The following is a 25440-nucleotide window of genomic DNA, read 5'->3' on the forward strand; positions in this document are numbered from 1 at the left end:
GACAGGTCCTGGGGTGGCTGGTGGGTGACCACGACGACGGGGGCGCCTACCGGGTGGCTGTCGCCCCAGCCGTCGGCGATGTCGAACAGGCGGCGGCCGGAGACCAGGGCACCGGTGTTGGAGGTGAACTCGCGGAGCAGTTCCGCGCTGACCTCGTCGACGGATGACGGCGATGTCGGTCTCCCCGCTGCGCAGGCTGCCGAACGGGTCGCCGAAGTGGGTGTGCCGGAGCTGTACTTCGGTGCCGGGGTGCGCGGCGGTGAAGGCGTCGATCAGCGGCCGGTAGTCGTCGAAGTTGGAGGGGATGAGGCCGAGCCGGAGCACGCCGGACGTGCCGCGGGCGGTCTGCCTCGCACGTTCCAGGCCCTCGTGCAGGCCGCGGTACATGGGCAGGATGTCGGCGTAGAGCTGCTTGCCGACGGGGGTGAGCGCGACGGCGCGGTTGATGCGCTCGAACAGGGCCGCGCCGATGCGGTGCTCCTGCTTCTTGATCGCCTGGCTGACCCTGGCCTGCGTCATGTGCAGACGTTCCGCCGTCCGGCCGAAGTGCAGCTCCTCGGCCAGCGTCAGGAAGATCTCGATGTCGCGCAGCTCCATCTGCGTAGATCAGCGAGCGGTTATGACATGGCACGAAGTTCGTCGTTGCCCGCCCATGAACCATGCGGCCACGCCTCCCCTGTGAACGTCATCGCTTCCGCGGTGTCGCTGAACGTCGATGACGTGGCGGCCTCCTGCACCTTCTTCGTCTCCCACCTCGGCTTCCACGAATCGGTCACGGCCGTCGGTTTCGCCTGCCTGACCCGCTCGGACGCCGCCACCGACGTCATCCTGCACCTGCGGGGCGGCTCGGGCGAGCGGCGTGGTGGTGGTCTTCGCCGTGACGGGCGTCGCCGCGGAGTACGAGCGGCTGCGCGCCGAGGGGGCCGCCATCACCGCGCCGCTGCGCACCGAGCCCTGGTGCGAGCGGTCCTTCGAGCTGACCGACCCGAACGGCATCGTCGTGCGGCTCACCGAATGGGTGCCGCCCTCCGACGCCTGACCCCGACTGGACCCGCTCGGCCTCACGCACGCGGTGACGCTCCCGGAGGAGGCGCTGCGGTTCCGCGTCGCGATGAGCCACGTCGGCCCGGCGGGAGCGCCGCCCGAGGTGGCCCCGTCGTGGAACCCGCTCACCCGTGCCCAGACGCCCAACGGGGGCTACCTGTGCGCGACCGTCGCCGACATCGTCCGGCTGGCGAAGTTCCACCTGGACGGCGGCGTCGCGCCGGACGGCACCCGCCTGCTGTCGGAGCAGGCCGTGGCGCGGATGCAGCGCCGCGAGAGGGGGTCGCCGACAAGTGGACGGGCGAGGGGCCGCGCGGCCCCTCGCCCGGAAGGCCGGGAAGGGGCGGGCCCGGGGCCTGAGCCCCGAGGTCAGCGTACGGTTTTCATTCTGCCGATCGGGTGCCGCCGGGCAACGGGCGCCTGGCGACGGCGTGCGCCTCCTCATGGCTCATGCCGTACATGCGCAGCAGATTCTCGGCCAGTTCGTCCGCCGAGTGCTCGTCCACCAGGTCGGGGTGTTCGAGCCAGAGCTGGAGGAACCCGAGCAGCGAGCCGCCGGCTCCGGCCAGCGCCACGTACGGGTTGCCGGGCCGGAAGCGCCCGGCGGCCATGGCGTGGCGGATGTCGCGCAGCGCCCGGGGCGCCAGGCCCTTGTCGGAGTCCAGGTACGGCAGGCCGGTGTGGGTGAGGATGCGGGCGATCTGCGGGTGGGTGTCGACCATTCGCCCGGTGAGCCGGACCGAGGCGGCGAAGACCTCCGCCGGGTCCTCGATGCCGGCGGTCAGCTCGTCGAGTAGTTGCCCGAGCTCTTCGAGCACGTCGGTGATGGCCGCCTGGAACAGGTCGTCCTTGCTCCTGAAGTGGTTGTAGAACGAGCCGAATCCCACGTCGGCCGCGTCGGTCAGCTCCTGGATGCTGACCTCGGCGATGCCCCGCCGGGCCAGGAAGGCGCGGGTGGCGTCGATCAGCGCCTGGCGGGTGCGGGTCTTGCGGCGCTCCAGCCGGGACGCGGCCTTCGATGCTTCCCCCATCACGCGGCAGAGCATAGCGCTTGACAATCCGAACCCCCACCACTGATAGTTTCATCAATAATGATGACTTTATCAGGTGGTGGTGATGGAGAGCGCGCACGCGAATCTGCACAGCGATCGGGGGCCGCTGCGGGGCGAGCGGCCCGGCAGGGCACGCGATCCGGTGATCAAGGTCAGGGACCTGGCCTGGCTGGAGTTCGAGAAGACCGGCCTGCGGCGAGCCGAGTCGTTCGCCGCCGACTTCGGCTTCGCCGTGGCGGCCCGGACGCCGGACGCCCTCTACCTGCGCGGCACCCTGCCCGGGCCGCAGTGCGTGGTCATCCGGCGCGGTCCCGCGTCGCGCTTCGTGGGCCCGGTCTTCCAGGCGGCGGCGGCCGAAGACCTGACGCGGCTCGCCCGCGCGTGCGGCGCGACGGTGCGTGAGTCGGCCGATCCGGGCGGGGGCCGGGTGGTGAGCCTGCGCGACCCCAGCGGCATCCCGGTACGGGTGGTCCACGGCGCGGCCGAGTGGCCCGCCCTGCCCGAGCAGCCGGTCCTGACGATGAACGTCGGCCCCCGGCCGATGCGGATCAACACCGCGCAGCGGCCCGCGCCCGAACCCGCCCGGGTGCGGCGGCTCGGGCACGTCGTGCTGGAGACCCGGTGGTTCGAGCGGACGCTCGACTGGTACCTGGACACGCTCGGCATGATCGTCAGCGACTTCCTGTTCCTTGACGACCAGCGCGACCGCGGCCCGACCATGGCGTTCATCAGATGCGACCGGGGCGCGGAGCCGGCCGACCACCACACGCTGGCCCTGCACCTGGGTCCGGGGGCGGGCTATGTCCACTCGGCGTACCAGGTGGCCGACATGGACGCGGTGGCGGCGGGTGGGCGATACCTGGCGTCGCGGGGCCACCGGCGCGTCTGGGGGATCGGCAGGCACGTCCAGGGCAGCCAGATCTTCGACTACTGGCGCGACCCCGACCGGTTGATGATGGAGCACTTCGCGGACGGCGATCTGTTCGACTGCACGGTGGAGCCGGGCTGGGCGCCCATGTCGGCCTCGGGCCTGGCGCAGTGGGGCCCACCGGTCACCCGCGACTTCCTCGGCACCGATCCGTCCCCGGCCCTGCTGCGCAGCGTCGTGACGGCGCTGCGCGAGGACAACGAGATCGACGTCCCGCGCCTGCTGGGACTGATGAAGGCGATGAGAGCATGAGCGTCGGCGTGCTGCGAACCGAGGGTCGCTGGTGGGTGGAGCGGGACGGACTGGCCCACGCCGTGGACACGGCCGCGCGGACCACCGCCGAACTGCTGGCCGACCGGGAGGCGCTGGCCCACCCGGCTCCGGACGGGGTGCCGGTGGCGGATCTGGCGCTGCTGTCGCCGGTGACGACGCCGTGCCGGGTGGTGTGCCAGATGGTGAACTACCGCTCCCATGCCAAGGATTCGGGCCTGAATCCGGACGGCGTGCCGATCACGTTCTTCCGCAAGGCGTCCGGGTCGGTGTGCGGGCCGTACGACCGGGTCGTGAAGCCGCCGCACGTACGGCTGCTGGACCACGAGATCGAACTGGGGCTGGTCCTGGGCGCGCCCCTGCCGATCGGCGCGACCGTGACCGATGCCGACCTGCCTGCGTACGTGGCGGGGCTGGTGATCGCCGACGACGTGTCGGCCAGGGATGTGCAACTGTCGAAGTCGCAGTTCTACGAGAGCAAGTCCTATCCGACGTTCACGCCGCTCGGGCCGCGGCTCGTGCTGCCGGAGCCGGAGGAGTTCGCGCGGCTGGTGGATCTGCGGCTGCGCCTGTCGGTCAACCAGGTGCTGCGGCAGGACCGCACCGTGGCGGACATGATCACCAGGCCCGCGGCGGCGCTGACGGCGCTGGCCCGCTTCCAGGAGATGGCGCCCGGCGACGTGCTACTGACCGGAACGCCCGGCGGGACCGCGCTGAAGGCTCCGCCGAAGCCGGTGGAACTGCTCGGCTCACTGCTCCCGCCCGCGCTGAAGTGGCGGATCTTCTTCGCCCGGCAGGCCCGCGTCCCGGCCTACCTGCGGCACGGCGACGTCGTGACCGCGCGCATCGCGACCGGCGACGGCACCATCGACCTGGGCTGCCAGCAGACGCCGGTGGAGTACGCGTGACCTCCGTGATCCCCGTGCTCGTGGCGGGGGCCGGGCCGACCGGGGTGACCGCGGCCGCCCTGCTGGCCGGGTACGGCGTGCGCAGCCTGGTGGTGGACCCGCACCCGGATGTCTACCCGCTGCCCCGCGCGGTCCACCTGGACGACGAGGTGATGCGGATTCTCCAGGCGGTCGGCGTGGCCGAGGACTTCGCCGCGATCAGCCACCCGTCGCCCGGCATGCGGTTGCTGGACGGCGAGCTGCGCACGATCGCCGAGTTCCGCCGCGACGACGGCGCGGGACGCTCCGGCTGGCCGCAGGCGAACATGTTCGACCAGCCCGATCTCGAGGCGCTGCTGCGCGCCGGCCTCGCCCGCCGCCCGGAGGCCGAGTTGCGCCCCGGCACCGAGGTCGTGGGCATCGAGCAGGACGGACGCGGCCCGGTCCGGGTACGGCTGCGCGACGTGGCCAGCGGGCGGCAGGAGGAGGTGCGCGCGCACGCGCTGCTCGGGTGCGATGGTGCCAACAGCCGCACCCGCCGCCATGTGGGCGCGCGGATGCGCGACCTCGGATTCGCCGAGCGCTGGCTCGTGGCGGACGTGCGCTGTGCCAAGCCCCTCGACGTCTGGGACGGCGTTCACCAGGTGTGCGACCCGCGGCGTCCGGCCACGTTCATGCGGATCGGCCCCGAGCGTTACCGATGGGAGGTCCGGGCGGGCCAACGGGAGGCCGCGGACCGCGCGACGCTGCTACGGCTGATCTCCCCCTGGACGCGCGGCGTGCCCGAGGACGAACTGCACGTACTGCGGCAGGCGATCTACACCTTCCGTGCCCAGGTGGCGGACCGGTGGCGACGGGGGCGGGTCTTCCTGCTCGGTGACGCCGCGCACCTGACGCCGCCGTTCATCGGCCAGGGCCTGGGCGCGGGACTGCGGGACGCGGCGAATCTGGCGTGGAAGCTTGCGCTCGTCCTGGCGGAAGGCGCCCACGAGCGGCTGCTGGACACCTACCGGGCCGAACGGGCGCCGCACGTCACCCACATGATCAGAACGGCGGTCGCGGTCGGCCGCGTCATGGCCGGACCGGCACGGGTGGCCCGCCTGCTGCTCTCCCCGGCCGGACGCCTGCCCGCCGCGACACCCGGCGGGTCGCCCCGGCTGCGCCGCGGACCGCTCGTCCGGCCCCGCCGCCCCTGGGGCGATCTGGCCGGGACGCTGCCCCCGCAACCCTGGGTGACGGTGGACGGCCGGCACCGCCGCCTGGACGACGTGCTCGGCGGCTCGTTCGCCGTCCTCACCCTCTCCCCGCTCGACCCTCTGACGGCCGCCCTCGCGCGCCGCCTGCGCGCCCGGGTCTTCGACCTCGTCGCCACCCCCATCGATGACGGCACCCTGGCCCGCTGGCTGCTCGGCGGCAGGGCCTCGGCCGTACTGCTGCGCCCCGACCGGGTCGTCCTGGCCGCCGCCCCGCTCGCCACGGGCACCGTCCCAATCGGCCGGGACGCCGCCGCCTGGCTCCCGCTGCTGCCGCCGTCGCCCACCACCCCGATCACAGCCGAGAGGAACGTCACCGCATGATCGACAGACCTTTGGTCTTGGTGCCCGAGGACCTGGCCGCCGTGGAGGCCGTGCCGCTGGCGGCGCGCGACCTGCCCGCCAGCACGTACGAGCTGCTGGTGAGGTCGGCGGCGGCCTATGGCGGCTCCCCCGCGCTGCACCTGATCGCCGAGGGCGGCGGCTCCTGGCGGCTGCCCCGCACCTGGACCTTCGCCGACCTGCTCGGCCACGTCCACCGGGCCGCGAACCTCTACCACGCCTTCGGCCTGCGTCCCGGTGGCGTGGTCGGCCTGCTGGCCCCCAACACGGGCGGCGCGTACGCCGCGCTGCTGGGCGCGCAGGCGATCGGGGTCGCCGCGCCGGTCAACCCGCTGCTGGGCGAAGATCACCTGGCCGGCCTGCTGGAACTCGCCGGTGCGGAGATCCTGGTCGCCGCCGGTCCGGAGCTCGCCCCCGCTGTCTGGGAGAAGGCGGTGCGCCTCACCGAGCGGCTGCCCCGGGTACGCGCCCTGCTCGCCCTCGGCGGCGATTTCGAGGCACGGGCGGCCGAACAGCCCGCCGACGCCCTGACGTTCGGATACCGGCCGGGCCCCGAGGACGTGGCGGCGTACTTTCACACCGGCGGCACCACGGGAGTGCCCCGGATCGCGCCGCACACCCACCTCAACGAGGTCTACACGGCCTGGGCGATGGGCTGCACGGGCGCCTTCCTGGAAGGGGCGGTGGTCCTCGGCGGCCTGCCGCTGTTCCACGTCAACGCCCTGCACGTCACCGGCCTCGCGCCGACGATGCACGGCACGCCCGTGGTGAGCCTGGGGCCGCTCGGCTTCCGGGACCCGGAGCTGATGCCCGACTTCTGGCGGATCGTGGACCACTACCAGGTCACCTCGTTCTCCGCGGTGCCGACCGTCTACCAGGCGCTGCCCCCGGTGCCGGAGGACGCGGTCCCGTCGTCCCTGCGCGCGGGCGTGGTGGGGGCCGCGCCGCTCCCGCGCGGCGTGCGCGAGGCGTTCGAGTCGACGGCGAAGGTCCCCCTGGTGGAGGGGTACGGGCTCACCGAGGGAACGTGCGCCACATCCGTCATGCCCGTGTTCGGCCGGCGGGCCGGGTCGGTGGGCCTGCGGCTGGCCTACCAGCGGGTCAAAGCCGTCAAGGTGGACGACGCCGGCCGCCCGGTGGCCGACTGCGAGCCCGGCGAGCCGGGCGTGCTGGCCATCGAGGGCCCCAATGTCTTTCCCGGCTACCTGCGCCCCGGCCCGCACGGCGCGGCCCCCGACCCCACGGGCATCGTCTTCGACGGGTGGCTGCTCACCGGCGACCTCGGTCACGTGGACGCCGACGGTTACGTCCACCTCGCCGGGCGGGCCAAGGACCTCATCATCAGAGGGGGGCACAACATCAGCCCGGAGCCCGTGGAGGAGGCGCTGCTCGCCCATCCCGATGTCACGGCCGCCGCAGTGGTGGGACGGCCGGACGCCCACGCCGGGGAGGTCCCGGTCGCCTACGTGACGCTCACGCCCGGTGCCGCCACGGCGGTGGAGGACCTGCTGGCCTGGGCCGCCGGGCGGGCGCCGGAGCCGGCCGCCGCGCCGAAGGCCGTGTACGTCGTCGAGTCGCTGCCGGTCACCGCCGTCGGCAAGGTCTTCAAGCCCGCCCTGCGCGAGGACGCCGTACGACGGGTCGTGCTGGCGCTGCTCGGCAGGGCCGGCATCGGCGGAACGGTCGAGACCGTCACCCGCGACGGCGTTCCGCACGCCGACATCACCGTGACCGGCGACGCCGCCTCCCTGGTCCCCGAACTGCGCCGGCACACCTTCACCCACACGCTGCGCGGCGCGCATGAGTGACCTCGCCGCACTGCGCCGCGCCGGGCTGCACATCGCCGAGACGGCGGTCCCGGTGCTGGGGTTCACGCTGGTGTACGCGACGACCGCCCGCCTGCCGGCGGCGCTGGCGACCGGCCTGTGCGTGGCCGCGCTCGTGGCGGTCCGCCGGGTCCGCGGGGCGCGCAGCGTGTGGCCGGCGGTGGGCGGGTTCGCGCTGACCGCCGGGGCCGCGGCCTGGACCGTCCTGTCCGGCGAGGCCGCGAACTACTTCGTGCCGGTGCTCGCCCTGCGCGCCGCGGTCGTCGCGGCGACACCCGTCATGCTGCTGCTGCGGCTCCCGCCGGTCGGCCTGGCCGCCGGAGTGCTCACCGGGCGGGGGCTCGCCTTCCGGCGCTGCCCGCCCCGGCTGCGGGCCTACACGGTCGCGAACCTCATCTGGGTCGTGGCCGAAGGCGCACTCCTGGCCAACCAGGCGCGGCTCTACCTCGACGGCCGGGCCCTCGCCATGGGGGCCTTCAAGCTGCTGGTCGAGGTGCCGGCCCATGTGCTGCTGGTGGGCCTGATGTGGGCGGTCTACCGCCGGATGACCGCTCGTCCCTGTGTTCGCGAAGGAGCCTGCCGATGACCACCACCGTCACCCTGACCGGCACCGGTGTGCCGATCCCGTCTCCGGGCCGCGCGGGCGCGGGCGTCCTGGTCCGGTACGGAGAAACCATGTTGCAGTTCGACGCGGGGCGCGGCACCGTGCTGCGCCTGACCGAGGCGGGCGTCGGCCTGCACGAGCTGACCGCGCTTTTCGTCACCCACGCGCACAGCGACCACGTGATCGGGCTGCCGGACGTGGTGCTGGGGCGCTGGATTCAGGACCACGTGTGGCAGACCGGACCACTCGACCTCCACCTCCCGGCGGGGGCCGCCGCCGAGTTCGCCGCGCGGATGCTGGACCCGTACGCGGCCGACATCGCGCTGCGCATGGAGCACGTCCAGGAGGCGCCGCCCGAGCTGCGGCCGCACGCGTTCGCCTGCGCGTCCGAGCCCCGGGAGATCTGGTCTCGGGACGGGGTCACGGTGGAGGCGGTCGCCGTCCACCACGAGCCGGTCCCGGACGCGGTCGCCTACCGGGTCCGCACCCCCGACGGCACGGTAGTGATCTCGGGCGACACCCGCGTGTGCGACGAGGTGGAGATGCTCAGCCGAAACGCGGACGTGCTGGTCCACGAAGCGTGCCGGACCACGGCGCTGCGCGCCGCCGTCGCCGGGACCCCGTTCGAGAAGATCTTCGCCTACCACGCCGACACGGTCGCGCTCGGCGGCCTGGCCATGCGCGCCGGGGTCGGGCACCTGATGCTCACGCACCTGATCCCGGCTCCGGACGACGAGGCCGGGGAGGGCGCGTTCGAGCAGGACGTGCGCCTGGGCGGCTACGCGGGCACCCTTTCCGTGGGGCGCGACCTGATGACGGCGACCATCGGCTGATCGCCGGGCGCGGCGGGCGAGGGGCCCCGCGGCCCCTCGCCCTGAAAACTCAGCCGTTCAGGTAGAGCTGTTCGAAGTGGGCGTTGCCGAAGGAGCGGCCGGAGGCGTCCTGCTTGGGCCAGCCCGCGACCTTGGCGTGGTGGGCGTTGACGACGTTGGCGAAGAAGGGGATGATCCAGCCGCCGCGGTCGAACTGGATCTGGTACATCTGCCGGGTCAGTTCGGCCCGCTTGGCCTCGTCCACCGTGGACAGCGCCTTGTCGTGCAGGTCGCGCAGGGCGTCCAGGTCGGCCTTGGGCATGTGGGTGAGGGTGGTGCTCTCGCTCAGGTCGGTGAGGGCGAGCAGGGTCAGGTAGTTGCCCTGCGCGGGCCACTTGTCCACCGAGAACGGCCAGCTGTGGAACTGCGGTCCGAACAGCGTGGCGGTGTCCACCTGGCGGACCTTGATGGTGATGCCGATCTCGGCCGCGTTGTTGGCCAGGACGGTCGCCATCGACACGGCCTCGGCGGAGACCGGGCCGGCCACCAGCTCGACCGTGATGTTCTCCTTGCCGGCCTCCTTGAGCAGGGCCTTGGCCTTCTCGATGTCGCGCTTGCGGGTCAGCTCGGTCGGGTAGCCGGGGGCGTACGGCTCGGGCAGGTCGTAGGCGACCCGGCCGTGGCCGGACACGCAGGAGCTGAGCGCCTGCTCCCGGTCGATGGCCAGGCGCAGCGCCTGCCGGACCCGCACGTCGTCGAAGGGCGGCTCTTCCATGTTCATGTAGATGCCGGTCCACGCGCCGGTCTCCGACTCCAGCAGCTTGAGCTGCTGGTGCTGGCCGATCAGCGGGATTTGCGCGAACTGCACCATGTTGATGGCGTCCACCTGGCCGGTGACCAGCGCGTTGGTCCGGGCGGAGTCGTCGTTGATGACGTTGACGACCAGTTCGTCCAGGTACGGCTTGGCGCCCAGCCCGGCCGGGGCCGCCGAGTCGCTGGGCTCGGACTCGCCGTCGGCGTTCCAGTAGTTGGCGAACCGCTCGCACACCCACTGCCGGTTCGCGGTGAAGCTCTTGTACTTGAACGGCCCGGTGCCGACCGGGTTCCTCGGGTCGAAGTCCACCGGGACGATCTTGTGCGGGCTGGCCAGCGCGTAGTTGAAGGTGGAGTTCGGCCGGAGGAGCTTCATCCGGATCGTCCGCTTGTCCACCTTCTTGATCTCATCCAGGTCCACGTACGGCTTGAACTTGCCGAGCGTGACCGACCCCGCCTGGGTGAAGGTCCGCTTGAAGGTGAAGATGACGTCCTCGGCGTCGAGCGTCTTGCCGTTGTGGAACTCGATGCCGTCCTTGACGCGGATGGTCCACTCGTCACCGGCCTTGTTCGGCTCGATCAGCTCGGCCATCGCCAGCCGGTACTGGAGGTCGTTGCTGAAGTCGGCGAGCTGGTCGTACAGGACCCTGGCCATGAAGCTCACCGGCGCGCTGTTCAGCAGTACGGGGTCGAGGGTGTCGGAGCCCTTCGCGCCGCCGGTGGCCACGGTGAGCCGCCCGCCACGCGTCGGCTTGCCCGCCGCGCCCGCGCCGGTGGCGGCGGGCTGCGCGCCGCCGCCGCTCCCGCAGGCGGCGAGCAGTTCCATCGCCGCGGCGGACATGCCGAGCGCCGCGGCCGTGCTCAGGAACCCGCGCCGGCTCGGCCCCTGGTTCATTCGTTGGGTCATGTGGGGTCCTCCAGTGACAGGGGGAGTCGGGACGGATCACCGGTAGGCACGGCCGACAGTTCGGGCGTCGCCGCGATGAGATCCCTGGTGAACTGATCGCCAGGACGGTCGAGCACGTCATCGACGGGCCCGCCCTCGACGATCCGCCCGGCGCGCATGGCGACGACGTGGTCCGCCACGGCGCGGACGAGTCCGAGGTTGTGCGTCACGAACAGCAGGGCGAGCCCTTCCTCGTCCTGCAACCGGCGCAGCAGCCGCACGATCGACGCCTGTACCGAGACGTCCAGCGCCGAGGTGATCTCGTCACAGATCAGCACCTCTGGGCGGCAGACCAGCGCCCGCGCGATGGCCACGCGCTGCCGTTCGCCGCCGGAGAGCTGGTCGGGGTAGGACGCGGCCGCGGCTGGCGAGAGCGAGACGCGTTCCAGCACCTCGGCGACCTCTGCCGCCGCCTTGGCGGCGGACATGCCGAACAGCACCTTCAGCGGCTCGCGCAGCGTCTCGCCGATCGAGCGGCGCGGGTTCAGCGAGTTGTAGGGGCTCTGGAAGATGTACTGGATCGCGCGGCGCGACTCGCGCGAGCGGTCCCGCGCGCGTGTCGCCAGCGGCGCGCCCTGGAAGGTCATCGTGCCGGTGTGGTTGCGGTGCAGCCCGATCACGCAGCGGGCGAGCGTGGTCTTGCCGGACCCGGACTCGCCCACCAGCGCCAGGCACTCGCCCTTGGCCAGGGTCAGCGACACGTCGTGCAGCACCTGCTTGCGCCCGTGGAACGCGTCCACGCCGGTGACCTCCAGCAGGACCTCGCCGCGCTCCCCGGTGCGGCCGGCCGTCAGGGCCGGAGCCGGCTGGGCGGGCTCGGCCGCGAACCGGGTGGCGTGCAGGCAGCGGACGATGTGGCCGGGGACGACCTCGACGGGCTCGGGGACGGTGGTGGCGCAGGCGGGGTCGGCGTGCTTGCAGCGGGGGTGGAACGCGCAGCCGCCCGGCCGCCGGCCGGGCATCGGGGTGTCGCCGGGGATCGCGGTCAGCTCGCGGCGTTCGGAGACCTGGGGGACCGCCGCGATCAGGGCCCGGGTGTAGGGGTGGACGGGCTCGCCGAAGATCCGGGAACTCGGGCCGGCCTCGACGATCCGCCCGGCGTACATGACCATGACCCGGTGCGCGAGCCCGGCGACCACCGCCATGTCGTGCGTGACGTAGAGCGCGGCGACCTGGTGGGAGGCGCACAGGTCGCGCACGGTGGCGAGCACCCGCGCCTGGGTGGTGACGTCGAGGCCGGTGGTCGGCTCGTCCAGCACGATCACCCGGGGCCGCAGCAGGAACGCCAGGGCCAGCGTCACCCGCTGCTGCTGGCCGCCGGAGAGCTGGTGCGGGAAGCGGGCCAGGAACGCGTCACTGTCGTCCAGGCCGACCTCGCGCATGGTGGCCTTGATCCGCGCGTCCCGGTCGGGTTCGGGCATGTCCGGCCGATGGAACTCGAACAGCTCGTCCAACTGGCGGCGCAGCCGCAGCGCGGGGTTCAGCGCCATGGCCGGGTCCTGCGGCACGTACGCGACCGAACTGCCGCGCAGCTTGGCGAGCTGCCCCTGGCCCAGCCCGACGACCTCCTGGCCGCCAAGGACGATGCTGCCGCCGGCGATGGTCGCGCCCCGCCGGGCGTCGCCGAGCAGCGTCACCCCGGCCGTCGTCTTGCCCGAGCCGGACTCGCCGACCAGCCCCAGCACCTCGCCCGCGGCGATCTCGAAATCGACGAGGTCCACGACGTCCACGCCGCGCCCGTCCAGATCGACGCGCAGGCCCTTCACCGTTACGGCGGTCACACGGTCACCTCCTTGGGCGTCTCGGCGGCCGGTGAGACCCGTGCCACGGTACGCGCGAAGCCCTCGGCCATCAGGTTGGTGCCGAACGTGAAGGCCGCGACGCACAGCGCGGGGACCACGACGCCCCACGGTTGCAGCGCGAGGCCCTGGTAGTTCTCCCGGATCATCAGGCCCCAGTCGGCGGCGGGCGGCTGGAGTCCGACGCCCAGGAAGCTCATCGTGGTCACGATGCCGATGGACCAGGTCAGCCGGAGCCCGAACTCGACCATCAGCGGGGTCATCACGTTGGGCAGCACCTCGCGGCGTACGATCCGCAGCCGGGAGGCGCCGAGGGTCTCCGCCGACTCGACGAACTCGCGGGCGACGACCTCCTTGGCCGCGCCGTACGCGACCCGCGCGACCTGCGGCACCCAGGCGATGGCCACGATCAGCGGCATCAGCGCCAGTTCGGCCTGGGCCATCGAGACCAGCAGCAGGATCAGCACCATCGGGGGGAAGGCGCGCAGCACGTCCATGGCCCGCATCAGGACCTCGTCCACCACGCCGCCGCTGTAGGCGGCGGTCATGCCGATCGCCGAGCCGACGCCGACGCCGAGCAGCGTGCCGACGAACGAGACCCACACGATGCTGCGCCCGCCTTCGAGCACCCGCGACAGCACGTCCTCGCCGAGGTAGTCGGTGCCGAGCATGGCGAGGGACGACGGAGGTTGGTACGGCGCGCCCACGATGGCGCTGTGCGAGTGCGGCGCGAGCAGCGGCCCGATCGCGATGATCAGCAGGATCAGCCCGGTCAGCACCAGCCCGATGCGCATCCGGGGTTCGCGCAGACAGCGGTGTAGCAGTGCCGTGTTCACTGGCCGGCCGTTCTGAGGCGGGGCGTGACGTACACCGTCAACACGTCTCCGAGAAGGTTGAAGATCACGTAACAGGCCGCGAACACCAGGCACACCATCTGGATGACCGGGAAGTCCCGGTTGTTCACGGCGTCCACCAGTGTGGTGCCGAGCCCCGGATAGTTGAAGACCTGCTCCACGACCACGACGCCGCCGGTCAGGTACGCCAGCGCGAGCGCGGTGCCCTGGATCGCCGGGACGAGTGCGTTGCTCAGTACGTGCCTGCGCAGCACCACCCGCTCGGGGACGCCCTTCAGCCGGGCGATCCGCACGTACTCCGACTCGTACACGTCGATCACCGAACCGCGCACCAGCCGGGACAGGTACGGCAGGACGCCGAGCACCAGCGCGGCCACCGGCAGCACGAGTTGGGCGGGCTGCCCGAGCGGGTTCTGACCCGGACCTAGTAGAACGGTCCCAGGGAGCAACCGCAGCACCGAGGTGGAGAAGAGGATGACGAGCAGCAGGGCGATGATGGCCTCGGGCAGCGCGGTGAGCCCGAGCGTGACGACGAGCATCGCCTTGTCGAACTTCCGGTCCCTGCGCCGCCCGGCCAGCGCGCCGACGAACACCGACAGCGGCACGACGATGGCGGCGGAGATCACGACCAGTACGGCCGAGTTGATCGTGCGGTCGCCGATCAGCGCGGCCACCGGCTCCCGCGTCACCAGCGACTGGCCGAGATCGCCGGTCACGATGTGGCCCAGCCAGGCCAGGTACTGCGAGATGAGCGGCCGGTCCAGGCCGAGTTCGGCGCGTAGGGCGGCCACGCTTTCAGGTGTCGCGTCGTGCCCTAGTACCGCGCGCGCGGGGTCGCCGGGCAGAACCTGCGTCGCGGCGAACACCAGCACCGATACCAGCAGCACGACGGCGGCGCCCAGCAGCAGTCTGCGTACTAGCCATAGCCGTCGGGAGCCCGAGAAGCGTCCGTCCAAGTCTGGTCACCTCCTGCCACCCGGTAGTTCAGGAGAATGGCCCTCTCTGTTGTTACTGTCAACACCTTTGCGGATACGGTTCGGCAGCATGGAGATGGAGATCGAACGGGCGGCGGCGGGGGACGCGCCCGGGATCGTCGGCATGCGCAGGGCGGCGGAGGAATGGCTGGCCAGGCAGGGCATTTGGCAGTGGCCGCCGGGACTGCTGACGTCTACGCAGGTAGAGGCACAGATAGCCACTCATGAATGGTACGTGGCGAGGGCGCCCGACGGCCGGCTGGCCGGGGCGTTCCGGCTGCTGTGGTCCGATCCGCGGGTGTGGCGGGAGCGGGACGCGTTCGCCGCGTACGTACACGGGCTGATGACCGACCGCACGTTCGCGGGGGCCGGCGTGGGGGCCCGGATACTCGCCTGGGTGGCGGACCGGGCCAGGGAGAAGGGAGCCGGCATGGTCCGCCTGGACTGCGTGGCGAACAACCCCCGCCTGCGTCAGTACTACGTGGACCTCGGCTTCAACGAGGTCGGACGGCATAAGCTGGACGAGCGATGGACGGCCGTACTGCTGGAGCGGAGGCTCCTGCGGGACGAGGCCAGGTGTTGACATCAACAACACGCGGCTCACATACTCGAATCCGCTCCCGTGTGACGCCGTGTGTCACGGATCGTCACCGCGACCGGTTCCCACAGTGATCGGAGTTCCGACGTGCAGAAGATCTACGTCCTCTACAAGCTGAAGCCCGGAGTGTCGCCCGAGGAGTACATCGAATGGTCCAAGACCGTCGACCAGGCGATCACCAGCAAGCAGAAGGGCGTGCAGAGCTTCCGCGTCTTCCTGCTGGACGGCGCCCGCGGCAAGGAGTCCCCCTGGGACGTGGTCGAGGACATCGAGGCCGACTCCTGGGACGCCTGGGAAGAGGTGCTGAAGCAGCCGGCCATGGAAGCGGTCGTGGAGGGCTTCAGGAAGTACGCCGAGCGCGACTCCTCCATCGCGATCTACGGTCGCGAGATCCTCTAGCCGGGCCGGGGAGGGCGTGGGCATGACCTCGACACCGGGCGACGACGTCGGATTCTCCCTGGGCGCGCCGAACGACCCGGACCTTCTTGTGCCGTTCGCCCAGCAGGCCGAACGGCTCGGGTTCACCGGCCTGTGGACGCAGGACACGGTGAACGCCGCCAACTACTCCCTGGACGGCCTGCACGTGCTGTCCTACCTGGCGGCGGTCACCGAACGGCTGCGCCTGGGCATCGGCGTGCTGTACTCCGGCCGGCGCAACCCCGCCGTCGCCGCCCGCGAGCTGGCCACCATCGACCAGCTCTCCCGCGGCCGGCTCATCGTCGGGCTCGGCGTCGGCAACGCCTACCACCGCGAGGCCCTCACCGCCCTCGGCATCCCGATGGACCGGCCCGTCCGGCGCATGGTGGAGGGCATCGGCGTGATGCGCGCGCTGTGGAGCCAGGAGGAGGCCGGCTACGACGGCGAGCTGTACTCCTTCACCGGCATCCGCTCCCAGCCCAAGCCGGTGCAACGGCCGGGGCCGCCGATCTGGATCGGGGCGCGGGCCGAGCAGGCGCTGCGCCGGGCGGTACGGATCGCCGACGGGTGGACCGGGGCCGCCCCCGCCGCCACCGCCGACTTCATGGACCAGCTCGCGATCATCCGGCGGGCCATGGACGAGCAGGGCCGCGACCCCGCCGGTTTCACGATCTCCAAGAGCGTCTACATCGCGGTGGAGGACACCGTGGAGCGGGCGCGGGAGAAGCTGGTGCCGGTGTTCCAGCGGTCGTTCGGCGGCAACCCGGTGTACGACGCGGACGGCATGGCCGACCGGGTCGCGATTTTCGGCCCGCCGGAGCACTGCGCCGAGCGGCTGACCGAACTCACCGACGTGGGGGTGCGCGAACTGATCCTCTACCCCATGTACGACCGGATGGAGCAGGCGGCGGCCCTCGCCGAGGTGGTCGCGTCCTTCGCCAAGGCGCGGCGCGGATGAGCGCCGACCCCGTGCTCCTGGGCTACGTCGACCGGCTCAGCGTCGCGGCGGGCGAGGAGATCCGGCTCATGGTCAGCGCCACCGCCGACTACCAGGTCGAACTGCTGCGTCTGGTACACGGCGTGGACGACGCTCGCGGGCCGGGCGTCCGCCAGGAGGTCGTGGACCTGCCGATCGGCGCCCGTAAGGGCCGCGTCCAGCCGCTGGCGTCCGGTTCGTACCTGCGTGCGCCCGCGCACGCGGCGCTGGACGTGGACGCGTTCACCGTCACCGCCTGGATCATGCCCACCCTGCCCGCGAACGGCGAGCCGCGCGCGATCGTGGCCCGCAGGGACCTCGGCGAGCGGCGCGGCTGGGCGCTCGGCCTGACCGGCGACGATCACCTGGCGGTCTGGGCCGGTCCCGGTGACGCGCCGGTCGCGGTGACCGACCGGCCGATCCCGGTGGGCCGGTGGACGTTCGTCGCCGCCGCGTTCGGCCCGGACGGCGTCACCCTGACCCAGGTCCCGACGCCGGAGTGGCCGGTCGGGTCCTGGCGCGCGTCGGCCCGCCGCGAAGGGCCGGTGGAGTACGATGCCGCAGGCGTGGAGCCGCTGGTGGCGGCCTGGCGCGGCGGCGGGTCGGCCGAGTCGCAGTTCGACGACCGGGCCGCGGCCCACTTCAACGGCCGGATCGACCGCCCCGCCCTGTACGCGGGCGCGGCCACGCCGGAGGCCCTGGCCACGGCCGACCCGGACCGGTTCGGGCTGCCGGAGCTGGTCCGCTGGCGGCCGGGGCAGAGCCCGCACGGCACCCGGGTGCCCGACGACGGCCCGCACGCGCTGCACGCCGAGACCGTCAACACTCCCTCGCGCGGCGTGCCCGGCGCGAACTGGACCGGCGGCGAGATCGACTTCCGGCTCGCCCCCGGCGAGTACGACGCCCTGCACTTCCACGACGACGACCTGACCGACGCGGGCTGGGACGCCTCGGTCGTGCTGCGCCTGCCCGCCGCGCTGCGCAGCGGCGTCTACGCCTTCCGGCTGCGCGCGGGCGAGGACGAACTGCGCGTGCCGTTCTTCGTACGCCCCGCCCGCGGTTCCAGCACCGAGCGGGTCGCCGTCCTCATCCCGACCTTCACCTACCTCGCGTACGCGGGCTCGCACAGCAGCATCGAGAAGGTCGGCCCCGAGGGCCTGGACTACCCGGTGACGCCGCAGCACGTGTGGGCCGCCGAGCACAAGCTGTGCAGCCTGTACGACCTGCACCGGGACGGCAGCGGCTGCTACTACGCCTCGCGGCTGCGCCCGCTCACCACGCTCACCCCCGACTACTCCGGGCCGTTCGGGCTGTGGAACCTCAGCGCCGACCTGTGCCTGATCGACTGGCTGGAGCACGAGGGCATCGGCTACGACGTGGTCTGCGACGACGACCTGCACACCGAGGGCGTGGCCGCTTTGTCCGAATACGATGTGGTGCTCACCGGGTCGCACCCTGAGTACTACACCGGGGCCATGCTCGACGCGCACGAGTCGTACCTCGCGGCGGGCGGCCGGATGATGTACCTCGGCGGGAACGGGTTCTACTGGGTGACCGGCGTGGCGCCGGACCAGCCGCACGTCATCGAGATCCGGCGCGGCCACACCGGCACGAGAGGGTGGGAGGTCCCCCCGGGGGAGACCCACCTGAGCACCACCGGCGAGGCCGGCGGCCTGTGGCGGCACCGGGGCCGGGCCCCGCAGCGGCACGTCGGCGTCGGGTTCACCTCCCAGGGCGGGCGCGGGCACGGCCGGCCGTACCACGCCGCCCCCGGCTCCCGCGACGAGCGCGCCGCCTTCGCCCTGGCCGGGGTGGACGGGCCGATCGACGCGGACGCGCTGGTCGGGCACGGCGCGGCGGGCATGGAGATCGACCGGGCCGACCCGGCGCTCGGCACGCCGCCGCACACGCTGGTGCTGGCGGTCGCCGACGGCTTCCCCGACAACTTCCAGCACGCCATCGAGGAGGTGCTGACCGCGAACTCCCGGCAGAGCGCCGGCGTGGAGCCACGGGTCCGCGCCGACATGGTGCTTCTCGAGTATCCCTTCGGGGGAGCGGTGTTCAGCACCGGCTCGATCGCCTGGTGTACCGCGCTGGGCCTTGAGAAGTACGCCAACCCGGTCGCCAAGGTCACCGGCAACGTGCTGCGCCGCTTCCTCGACCCCGCCCCCTTCGACCGCCCGCAGGAGCAGCGATGACGACCCCCGGAATCGACGACGGCCGCCTGGTCCGCCTGCTGGAACGCGAGCGCGCGGCCTGGATCGAGGGCCGGCCGAAGGCGGCGGCCCTGCACGAGCGGGCCCGCGCCTCGCAGGTACACGGCACGCCGCACCACTGGGTCAGGCAGTTCCCGCCGCCGGTGCCGCTGGTGGTCGAGCGCGCCGAGGGCGTCCGGCTGCACGACACCGACGGGCACGTCTACACCGACTTCGGGCTCGCCGCCACGGCGGCGCTGTGGGGGCACACCCACCCCGCCGTGGTGGAGGCGCTGCGCGACCAGCTCGGCCGGGGCACGGTCACCATGTGGCCGGGCGAGGACCACGTGTGGGTGACCGAGGAGCTGAGCCGCCGGTTCGGGCTGCCGTACTGGCAGTTCGCGGTGTCGGGCACGGACGCCAACCGGTTCGCGCTGGTGCTGGCGCGGGTGGCCACCGGGCGGGAGAAGATCCTGGTGTTCAACCGGGCCTACCACGGGGCGCTGGAGTCGACGTACGTGGTGCTGACCGGCGGCGGCGTCGCCCCGGAGCCCGGGGTGGACATGGGCGGCATCGACGTGCGGCGGACGACCGAGGTCGTGGAGTTCAACGACGTGCCCGCGCTGGAGCGGGCGCTTGCCGGCGGTGACATCGCGGCGGTGCTCGCCGAACCGGTGATGACCAACGGCGGCGCGGTGATCAGGCCCGAGCCCGGGTTCCACGCGGCGCTGCGCTCGCTCACCCGCGAGGCGGGCACGCTGCTGCTGTTCGACGAGACCCAGACGATCCCGGCCGGGCCCGGCGGGTGCGTCCGGGAACTGGGACTCGAACCGGACCTCATCGCGATGGGCAAGTTCGTGGCCGGTGGGATTCCGGCGGGCGTCTACGGCATGTCGGAGGAGGTCGCCGCGGTCGCGGCGCGGTACACCGAGCACGGCGACGGCGGGCTCGGCAGCACGCTCGCGGGCGGGGCCCTCGCCGTACGGGCCATGCGGGCGGTGCTCGGCGAGGTCATGACGGACGCGTCGTACGCGCACATGAACCGGCTCGCCGAACGCTACGCGCGCGACGTGGCCGAGGTCATCGAGCGGCACGGGCTGCCCTGGCACGTGGGCCGCCTCGGGGCCCGGGTCTCCTACGCCTTCATGCCGGAGCCGCCGCGCAACGCCGGGTCGCTCTACCCCAAGCCGGGCGGGTCGCTGCGCACGGCGCTGTGGCTGTTCCTGGCCAACCGGGGGATCGTGCTGAACGGCATGAGCGGGGCGGCGCTGTTCTCGCCGCTGACCGAGGAGGCCGACGTGGTACGGCACGGCGAGCTGTTCGCCGAGGTGATCGCCGAGCTGGCCGGGGCGTGACCGTGGAGCGGCTGCGCGCGGACATCGACGGCTCCCGGGTGCCGGGGGCGTACGAGCCGGGCCGCTGGTCGGTCGCGCCCGGCAACCGCGACCCCGGAGTGGCCGGAGCCATGCCCGAGGCCGTGAGGTTGCGCGACACCACATTGCGCGCGCTCGGCTCGCTGTCGGACGTTCCGGTGGCGGATGCGGACCGGGCCGCGTTCGTGGCGCTGCTGGCCGGTTCCGGGGTGCCGGAGATCGTCACCGGCGGGCTCGGCCGTGACCCTGACCAGATCCGCGGCGACCTGGCGACCATCAGGGCGGAGAACCCCGGCTGCGTCACGATCTGCCCGTTCGTCGGGAGCGTGGCGGCGGCGGAGCGGGCGCTGGAGTACGGGTACGACGCCGTGCAGATCGCGGTGCCGGGGTTCGGCCCGGCGTCGCTGATCTACGATTCGTCGCTGGGTACACCGGAGGAGGTCACCCGGCGTACCGTGGTCGAGCGGTCCACGGCGGTCATCGAACGCGCGCACGCGCTCGGCCTGCGGGTGGCCGGCGCGATGATGATGGTGTCCTACCTGACGCCGCGGGTGCTGGCCGAGACGGCGTCCGCCCTGGTCGCGGCCGGGGCCGACGAGATCGACCTGTTCGACGGGCCGGGCGCGGCCGGGCCGGAGGCGCTGGCCGACCTGGTACGCGCCACCGTCGCCGCCGGGCCGGACGTCGCGGTCCACCCGCACAACACCTTCGGGCTCGGCGTGGCCTGCGCGGTCGCCGCCGTGCGCGTGGGCGCGAGCGCCGTCGAGGTGTCGGTGAACGGCTACTGCGGCGGTCCCGGCAACGCCGACCTCGCGGCGACCGCCGCGGCCTTCGAGGCCCTGTACGGCGTGCGCACCGGCCTGCGTCTGGCGGGCATGACCGAGCTGGCCAGGACCGCCGAACGGCTCACCGGCCGCCCGGTCGCCCGGCACCAGCCGATCACCGGTGTGGACGCCTTCAACTGGGGCGGCGGCGACTGGATCGCCGTCGAGCACGACGTTGACCCGCTGCTGCACAACTGCGTCGAACCGGAGCTTTTCGGTAACCGCCGCCGCGTCCCGCTGACCGAGCAGAGCGGCCCCCGGGTGCTGGCCGGCGTCCTGCGCGACCTCGGGATCGAGGTGGCGGCGGCGGACGTGCCGGAGATACTGGACGCGTGCGTACGCGAGATGCGCGCCCTCGGCAGGCTGCTCCATGATGACGAGATCAAGGCTCTGGCCAGGCCGTTCCGGCGTCAGTGAGCGCGTAGTACGCCGAACACCCAGCCGGCCGCCGCGGCGGCGACCAGCACCCCGAGCCGGACCAGATCCGCGACGCCGCTGGAGAGCAGGTGCCCGGCGTGGTTGACCAGGAACCCGGTGACGAACAGCCAGGCGAAGCCGCATCGTCGCCACGGCAGGTGAAGACGGCACCGCCCGCCTGCGGGACATGTCCCGGCCCGGCCGCTACCGCCCCATCGCCGTCCTGGAGGCGCACACCGACCGGGTGACGTCCGTGGCCTTCGGCCCGGACGGCCGTACGATCCTGACGGGCGGTGACGACGACGTCGCCAGGCGCTGGGGATATCCGGAGCAGTGGCCGGACCGGCCGGGTGTGGACGCCGCCGAGGCGTGGCTGTGCCGGGTCGTCACGACTCCGATCGGCACGGCCCGCTGGCACGCCTACTTTCCCGGCGTGCCCTACCGGCCGCCGTGCCCATGACGCCGTGCCCGGAAATGGCCGGAAATCACCGGAATTCGGCCCTCTCGTTGCTGGTAGCGGGACGCCTGCCGCCACCAGAGTGACCCCATGGAGGACAAGGGACCGCTGGACGCGGGTCCGGAAGAGGGCGCCCGGCTGCTTGCGGCGGTCGCGGAGCTGGTCGTCGGGCACATCAGGACCGTCCCGGACGGTCCTGTCGCCCCCGCCGAGCCGGACACCGCGCGGATTCGCGAACGGCTGGCCGGGTACGACTTCGAGCGCCCGGCGCCCGCGGACGACGCTCTCACGGACGTGACCGAAATGCTGCGCCGCTGGGGTGTGCACACCACGCACCCGCGCTACTTCGGCCTGTTCAACCCCACTCCCAACTGGTGGGGGGTGGCGGGTGAACTGCTGGCCGCGGGGGTCAACCCGCAGCTCGCCGCCTACAGCCACGCCCCGGCGGCGGTCGAGATGGAGCGTCATGTGCTGCGGTTCATGGCGGCCAGGCTCGGCCTGCCGGACGCCGCCGAGGGCAGTTTCACGGTCGGCGGCGCGGAGGCGAACCTGACCGCCGTCGTGGTCGCCCTGACCAGGGCGTTCGACGACTACGCGCACGCCGGGGTACGCGGCCTGCCGGGCTCGCCGGTGCTGTACGCGTCGGCCGAGAGCCACCTGGCCTGGCTCAAGATCGCGCACATGACGGGCCTCGGCCGCGACGCCGTACGGCTGGTTCCCGTGGACGCGCGGCACCGGCTGGACCTCGACCGGCTGGGCGAGATGCACGCGGCCGACGTCGCGGCGGGGTTCCTGCCCTTCCTGCTGGTCGGCACCGCGGGGACCACGGCGGGCGGCGCGCTCGACCCGCTGCCCGAACTGGCCGCGTTCGCGGCGGAACGGGGGCTGCACTTCCACGTCGATGCCGCCTGGGCGGGCGCGGTCGCGCTGTCGGACCGGCTGCGCCCGCTGCTGGCGGGCGTGGAACTCGCCGACAGCGTCACCGTGGACGCGCACAAGTGGCTGTCCGCGCCGATGGGGGCGGGCATGTTCCTGACCCGGCACCCGGAGGCGCTGGCGCGCGGCTTCCGGGCGAGCACGTCGTACATGCCCGGCGAGACCGCGGACGCGCCCGACCCCTACGCCACCAGTGTCCAGTGGTCGCGCCGGTTCGCCGGGCTGAAGGTGTTCCTCGCGCTGGCCATCGCCGGGCGTCCCGCCCACGGCGCACAACTGGAGCGGGACGTCCGGCTCGGCGAACTCCTCGCCCGCCTGCTGGCCGAGGACGGCTGGGAGCGGATCAACGACACCCCGCTGCCGCTGGTCTGCGTCGCCGCCCCGGAGGCCGAACGCGACGGGCCCGAGCACAGCGCCGCCTGGCACGCGGCCATCGTGGACCGCGTGGTCACCGGCGGCGATGCCTGGGTCAGCACGGTACGCCTGGCCGGCCGCCCGGCCATCCGCATCTGCCTGACCAGCCACCGCACCCGCCCGGCCGACGTCGAAGCCCTGGTGACCGCCCTCACCCAGGCCCGCACGGCGGTCAGCGAGAGCGGGTCGGTCTGAGGCGGGCGGTAATGGTCCGGTCGGCCTTGATGGTGAGCGTGGCGGTGGTGTGGCCGGGCCGGGACGCGGTCACCTGGTAGTCGCCGGGCGGAAGCCGGCGCAGCGAGAAACCGCCGTCGCGGCCGGTGTCCACGGTACGGCGGAGCGGCGGCCCCGCCGCCTCGGCTTCGGGCAGCGGCCGGCCGTTCGCCGTGGTGCGGCGGAGGGGGCCGGTCAGGGTCACCTCGGTGCCGGGGAGGGGGCGGCCGCGGGCGGTGACGGTGCCGCGCAGCGTGCCGAGCGGTTCGTCGGGTACGGACCGTACGGCGGCGTAGGCGTCCAGGCGGCCCTCGCCGAAGGCGTTGTCGTCGTCGGCGGTGCCGCCGCAGCCGGCGTCCGGAGCGTCGATCGCGGTGCCGTCCAGCAGCGCACGGGTGGCGGCGATGTCGCCGCGAAGCGCCGGCGCGGCCGACCACATCAGCGTCACCGTGGCCGCCACGTGCGGTGACGACATCGAGGTGCCGGTCCACACGAAGTACCCGCCGGGCACCGACGAACGGATATCGACCCCCGGGGCCGCGATGTCCGGTTTGGTCACCTCGTTCTCGCCCGGCCCCCGGCTGGACTCGGGCATCAGCGCGTCGTTGACGTCGAACGAGCCCGCGCTGTGGCTCTCCGCGTACCGCGCCGGGGTTTCGGTGGTGTCGCACCCCGGCCCGGTGTTGCCGGCGGCGAACATCGGGAAGATCCCCGCGGCCACCCACGCCTGGACCACGGGCCGGCACCAGTCGTCCCTGCGGGCCTTGGCCCATGAGTTGTTCACGATGTCGGGCGCGAGGACGGGACGCGGGTTGCGGCCGTCGCGGTCGGTGGGCGCGATGATCCACTGCCCGGCGGCGAGCAGGAAGTCGTCCGCGCACTTGGCGCTCTCGCACCCCTTGACCGCGATCCACTCGGCCCGCGGCGCGACGCCGATGCCGCTGCGGCCGGTCATGATGCCGGTCACGTGGGTGCCGTGCCCGAGGTTGTCGCAGGGGGTGGGCCCGGCGCACACGCCGGTGGCGTCGAACCAGTTGTGGTCGTGCTGGACCCGGCCGCCGGGGCGGCTGCCACGGTACTGGGCGGCGAGTTCCGGATGCGCGAAATCCACCCCGCTGTCGATGGTCGCGACCACGACCCCTTCACCCCGGTTGTGCAGTTTCTTCCAGACGCGCGGTGCTTTGATCCGGTCGATGTTCCACTCGACGCCTTTGGCCGCGGTGAGCGACTGCTGCGTCCCCGATGCCGGTCGCGGGACCTCGGCCGTGCCGATCGGCTCGATCCCGGCGACCTCCGGCAGCGCGGCGATCTCCGCGGCCAGCGCAGGATCGGCGGTCACCTTGACGGCGTTGACGATCCAGAAGGGGGTGTGGACGGCGTGCCGCTCGGTGAGCAGCCCGCGCAGCCGGGCCTGCGAGCGCTCGGCGTACCCGGTCTTGGCGGCGTACACCGCCGCGGCCTTCGCCGCCTTGGTCGCGGGCGCGCGGGCGGCGGCCGGATCGGCCTCCCCCTTGAGCCGGACGAAGAACGTGGCCGCGCCGTCCTTCAGGTCGTCCCGCACGGCCGTGGCGATCTTGCCGCCATCGGGCTCGGCATGCGCCGCGGCCTGCGGCACGGCGGCGAGTAGGGCGATCAGCCCGGCGAGTACCCGGGCCCGGCGTCGTAAGTGGGGGGGTACGTGCTCTCCTTCGCGCGAGAGGGTGATTCCCAGTGTTCACCGCCACGCCCGAACGGTCGTGTCCACTTCCGGACGCACTCAGGGGGTGGCGAGCAGGTGAACGTCGTCGTAGTGATCGGGGGAGAACCACACCCGCCCACTGCCCCGGTCGATGACCAGGCGGTACTCGTCCCGCGCCGCGCCCCACCGCCGGGAGTACACGTCGTACTCGCTGTACCGCCCGCCCGGCGGTAACTGCCCCTCTCGATTGCCGAACCGCCCCCCGGAGAAGTTGTACCGCCCATCCGGCCACCGGTACCAGCCCCGCCCGGCGGGACTGCCCTTCGACCTCCAGATGTCCGCCGCCTCCCGGGCGTCGGCACAGCGCGGGATGGCACAGGTGCCGTAGACGTCGGCGGCGGCGGGCGTACCGGTCAGCACGACGGCGAGCAGACAACGGGCGATGCGCACGAAGGTCCCTCCTTCGCAGAACAGGGCCACCTTCCGATCATCCCTGATCACCGTCCGTCACGCTCACTCTCGCTGGTTTCACCGGATT

23 protein-coding genes are annotated in these 25440 nt (G+C 72.9%); 15 read left to right on the forward strand and 8 right to left on the reverse strand.

The genetic code is table 11. The features are described from left to right. A partial coding sequence (locus C1I98_RS07700; protein ID WP_146607324.1) for a LysR family transcriptional regulator occupies positions 1 to 597 on the reverse strand: 597 nt, incomplete at its 3' end. A gap of 262 nt (positions 598 to 859) precedes the next feature. Here C1I98_RS07700 and C1I98_RS42670 point away from each other — a divergent pair. Then, a complete protein-coding gene (locus tag C1I98_RS42670; protein WP_199536795.1) occupies positions 860 to 1039 on the forward strand; it encodes a VOC family protein in 180 nt (59 codons plus the stop codon). Positions 1040 to 1427: 388 nt separating this feature from the next. Here the strand turns inward: C1I98_RS42670 and C1I98_RS07715 are convergent, their stop codons facing one another. Then, a complete protein-coding gene (locus C1I98_RS07715; RefSeq protein WP_111166407.1) occupies positions 1428 to 2075 on the reverse strand; it encodes a TetR/AcrR family transcriptional regulator in 648 nt (215 codons plus the stop codon). Between the two features lie 85 nt (positions 2076 to 2160). Between C1I98_RS07715 and C1I98_RS07720 the strand changes: the two genes are divergently transcribed. From C1I98_RS07720 to C1I98_RS07745, 6 genes are read left to right on the forward strand one after another with little or no spacing between them, the layout of a single operon-like run. After that, the gene (locus C1I98_RS07720) at positions 2161 to 3276 is read left to right on the forward strand and encodes a VOC family protein (protein WP_111166408.1); all 1116 of its coding nucleotides are present in this window, start codon (positions 2161 to 2163) and stop codon (positions 3274 to 3276) included. Then, complete coding sequence (locus C1I98_RS07725) at positions 3273 to 4202, forward strand: fumarylacetoacetate hydrolase family protein (protein WP_111166383.1); 930 nt, start codon at positions 3273 to 3275, stop codon at positions 4200 to 4202. The genes C1I98_RS07720 and C1I98_RS07725 overlap by 4 nt, the downstream gene beginning before the upstream one ends. Further along, positions 4199 to 5758, forward strand: a complete 1560-nt coding sequence (gene mhpA / locus C1I98_RS07730; RefSeq protein WP_111166384.1) for a bifunctional 3-(3-hydroxy-phenyl)propionate/3-hydroxycinnamic acid hydroxylase MhpA — start codon at positions 4199 to 4201, stop codon at positions 5756 to 5758. Before C1I98_RS07725 ends, mhpA begins: the two co-directional genes overlap by 4 nt. Then, positions 5755 to 7584 (forward strand): acyl-CoA synthetase, encoded by a 1830-nt coding sequence (locus C1I98_RS07735; RefSeq protein WP_111166385.1) that lies wholly within the window; start codon positions 5755 to 5757, stop codon positions 7582 to 7584. Before mhpA ends, C1I98_RS07735 begins: the two co-directional genes overlap by 4 nt. Then, a complete protein-coding gene (locus C1I98_RS07740) occupies positions 7577 to 8188 on the forward strand; it encodes a DUF3159 domain-containing protein (protein WP_111166386.1) in 612 nt (203 codons plus the stop codon). The genes C1I98_RS07735 and C1I98_RS07740 overlap by 8 nt, the downstream gene beginning before the upstream one ends. Next, positions 8185 to 9039: an MBL fold metallo-hydrolase gene (locus C1I98_RS07745; RefSeq protein WP_111166387.1), complete on the forward strand. Its 855-nt coding sequence runs from the start codon at positions 8185 to 8187 to the stop codon at positions 9037 to 9039. The genes C1I98_RS07740 and C1I98_RS07745 overlap by 4 nt, the downstream gene beginning before the upstream one ends. A gap of 49 nt (positions 9040 to 9088) precedes the next feature. Here the strand turns inward: C1I98_RS07745 and C1I98_RS07750 are convergent, their stop codons facing one another. Genes C1I98_RS07750 through C1I98_RS07765 form a run of 4 tightly spaced genes read right to left on the reverse strand, consistent with a single transcriptional unit; the run spans position 9089 to position 14386 of the window. Beyond that, positions 9089 to 10738 (reverse strand): ABC transporter substrate-binding protein, encoded by a 1650-nt coding sequence (locus C1I98_RS07750; RefSeq protein ID WP_146607325.1) that lies wholly within the window; start codon positions 10736 to 10738, stop codon positions 9089 to 9091. Continuing rightward, entirely contained in the window at positions 10735 to 12558 is a 1824-nt protein-coding gene (locus C1I98_RS07755; protein ID WP_111166389.1) for an ABC transporter ATP-binding protein, read from the reverse strand. Before C1I98_RS07755 ends, C1I98_RS07750 begins: the two co-directional genes overlap by 4 nt. Next, complete coding sequence (locus C1I98_RS07760; protein WP_199536796.1) at positions 12555 to 13412, reverse strand: ABC transporter permease; 858 nt, start codon at positions 13410 to 13412, stop codon at positions 12555 to 12557. Before C1I98_RS07760 ends, C1I98_RS07755 begins: the two co-directional genes overlap by 4 nt. After that, entirely contained in the window at positions 13409 to 14386 is a 978-nt protein-coding gene (locus C1I98_RS07765; protein ID WP_111166391.1) for an ABC transporter permease, read from the reverse strand. Before C1I98_RS07765 ends, C1I98_RS07760 begins: the two co-directional genes overlap by 4 nt. A gap of 88 nt (positions 14387 to 14474) precedes the next feature. Between C1I98_RS07765 and C1I98_RS07770 the strand changes: the two genes are divergently transcribed. From C1I98_RS07770 to C1I98_RS07805, 8 genes are all read left to right on the forward strand, one after another. Then, the gene (locus C1I98_RS07770; protein ID WP_146607326.1) at positions 14475 to 14987 is read left to right on the forward strand and encodes a GNAT family N-acetyltransferase; all 513 of its coding nucleotides are present in this window, start codon (positions 14475 to 14477) and stop codon (positions 14985 to 14987) included. Positions 14988 to 15089: 102 nt separating this feature from the next. Further along, on the forward strand, positions 15090 to 15401 hold the full coding sequence (locus C1I98_RS07775) for a RedY/HapK family protein (protein WP_146607327.1): 312 nt from the start codon (positions 15090 to 15092) through the stop codon (positions 15399 to 15401). Between the two features lie 22 nt (positions 15402 to 15423). Continuing rightward, entirely contained in the window at positions 15424 to 16377 is a 954-nt protein-coding gene (locus C1I98_RS07780) for an LLM class flavin-dependent oxidoreductase (protein WP_111166394.1), read from the forward strand. Then, on the forward strand, positions 16374 to 18593 hold the full coding sequence (locus tag C1I98_RS07785; RefSeq protein WP_111166395.1) for a N,N-dimethylformamidase beta subunit family domain-containing protein: 2220 nt from the start codon (positions 16374 to 16376) through the stop codon (positions 18591 to 18593). Before C1I98_RS07780 ends, C1I98_RS07785 begins: the two co-directional genes overlap by 4 nt. Continuing rightward, entirely contained in the window at positions 18590 to 19945 is a 1356-nt protein-coding gene (locus tag C1I98_RS07790; RefSeq protein ID WP_111166396.1) for a transaminase, read from the forward strand. Before C1I98_RS07785 ends, C1I98_RS07790 begins: the two co-directional genes overlap by 4 nt. After that, on the forward strand, positions 19942 to 21204 hold the full coding sequence (locus C1I98_RS07795; RefSeq protein ID WP_111166397.1) for a hydroxymethylglutaryl-CoA lyase-like TIM-barrel protein: 1263 nt from the start codon (positions 19942 to 19944) through the stop codon (positions 21202 to 21204). Before C1I98_RS07790 ends, C1I98_RS07795 begins: the two co-directional genes overlap by 4 nt. Positions 21205 to 21391: 187 nt before the next feature. Then, positions 21392 to 21664 (forward strand): WD40 repeat domain-containing protein, encoded by a 273-nt coding sequence (locus C1I98_RS07800; RefSeq protein WP_111166398.1) that lies wholly within the window; start codon positions 21392 to 21394, stop codon positions 21662 to 21664. Between the two features lie 87 nt (positions 21665 to 21751). Further along, positions 21752 to 23206, forward strand: coding sequence for a pyridoxal phosphate-dependent decarboxylase family protein (locus tag C1I98_RS07805; RefSeq protein ID WP_111166399.1), 1455 nt, complete (start codon positions 21752 to 21754; stop codon positions 23204 to 23206). On the opposite strand, the gene C1I98_RS07810 is transcribed toward C1I98_RS07805, so the two are convergent. Together C1I98_RS07810 and C1I98_RS07815 are read right to left on the reverse strand one after the other, a co-directional pair. Then, positions 23184 to 24839 carry a S8 family serine peptidase gene (locus tag C1I98_RS07810; protein WP_233507411.1) on the reverse strand — a complete coding sequence of 552 codons (1656 nt, stop codon included), beginning with the start codon at positions 24837 to 24839 and terminating at the stop codon, positions 23184 to 23186. The two genes, C1I98_RS07805 and C1I98_RS07810, sit on opposite strands and share 23 nt — an antisense overlap. 141 nt (positions 24840 to 24980) lie before the next feature. Next, positions 24981 to 25352, reverse strand: coding sequence for a ribonuclease domain-containing protein (locus tag C1I98_RS07815; protein WP_111166409.1), 372 nt, complete (start codon positions 25350 to 25352; stop codon positions 24981 to 24983). Positions 25353 to 25440 lie beyond the last annotated feature (88 nt).

Source organism: Spongiactinospora gelatinilytica (assembly GCF_003236385.1).
GTDB classification, from domain to species: Bacteria; Actinomycetota; Actinomycetes; order Streptosporangiales; family Streptosporangiaceae; genus Spongiactinospora; species Spongiactinospora gelatinilytica.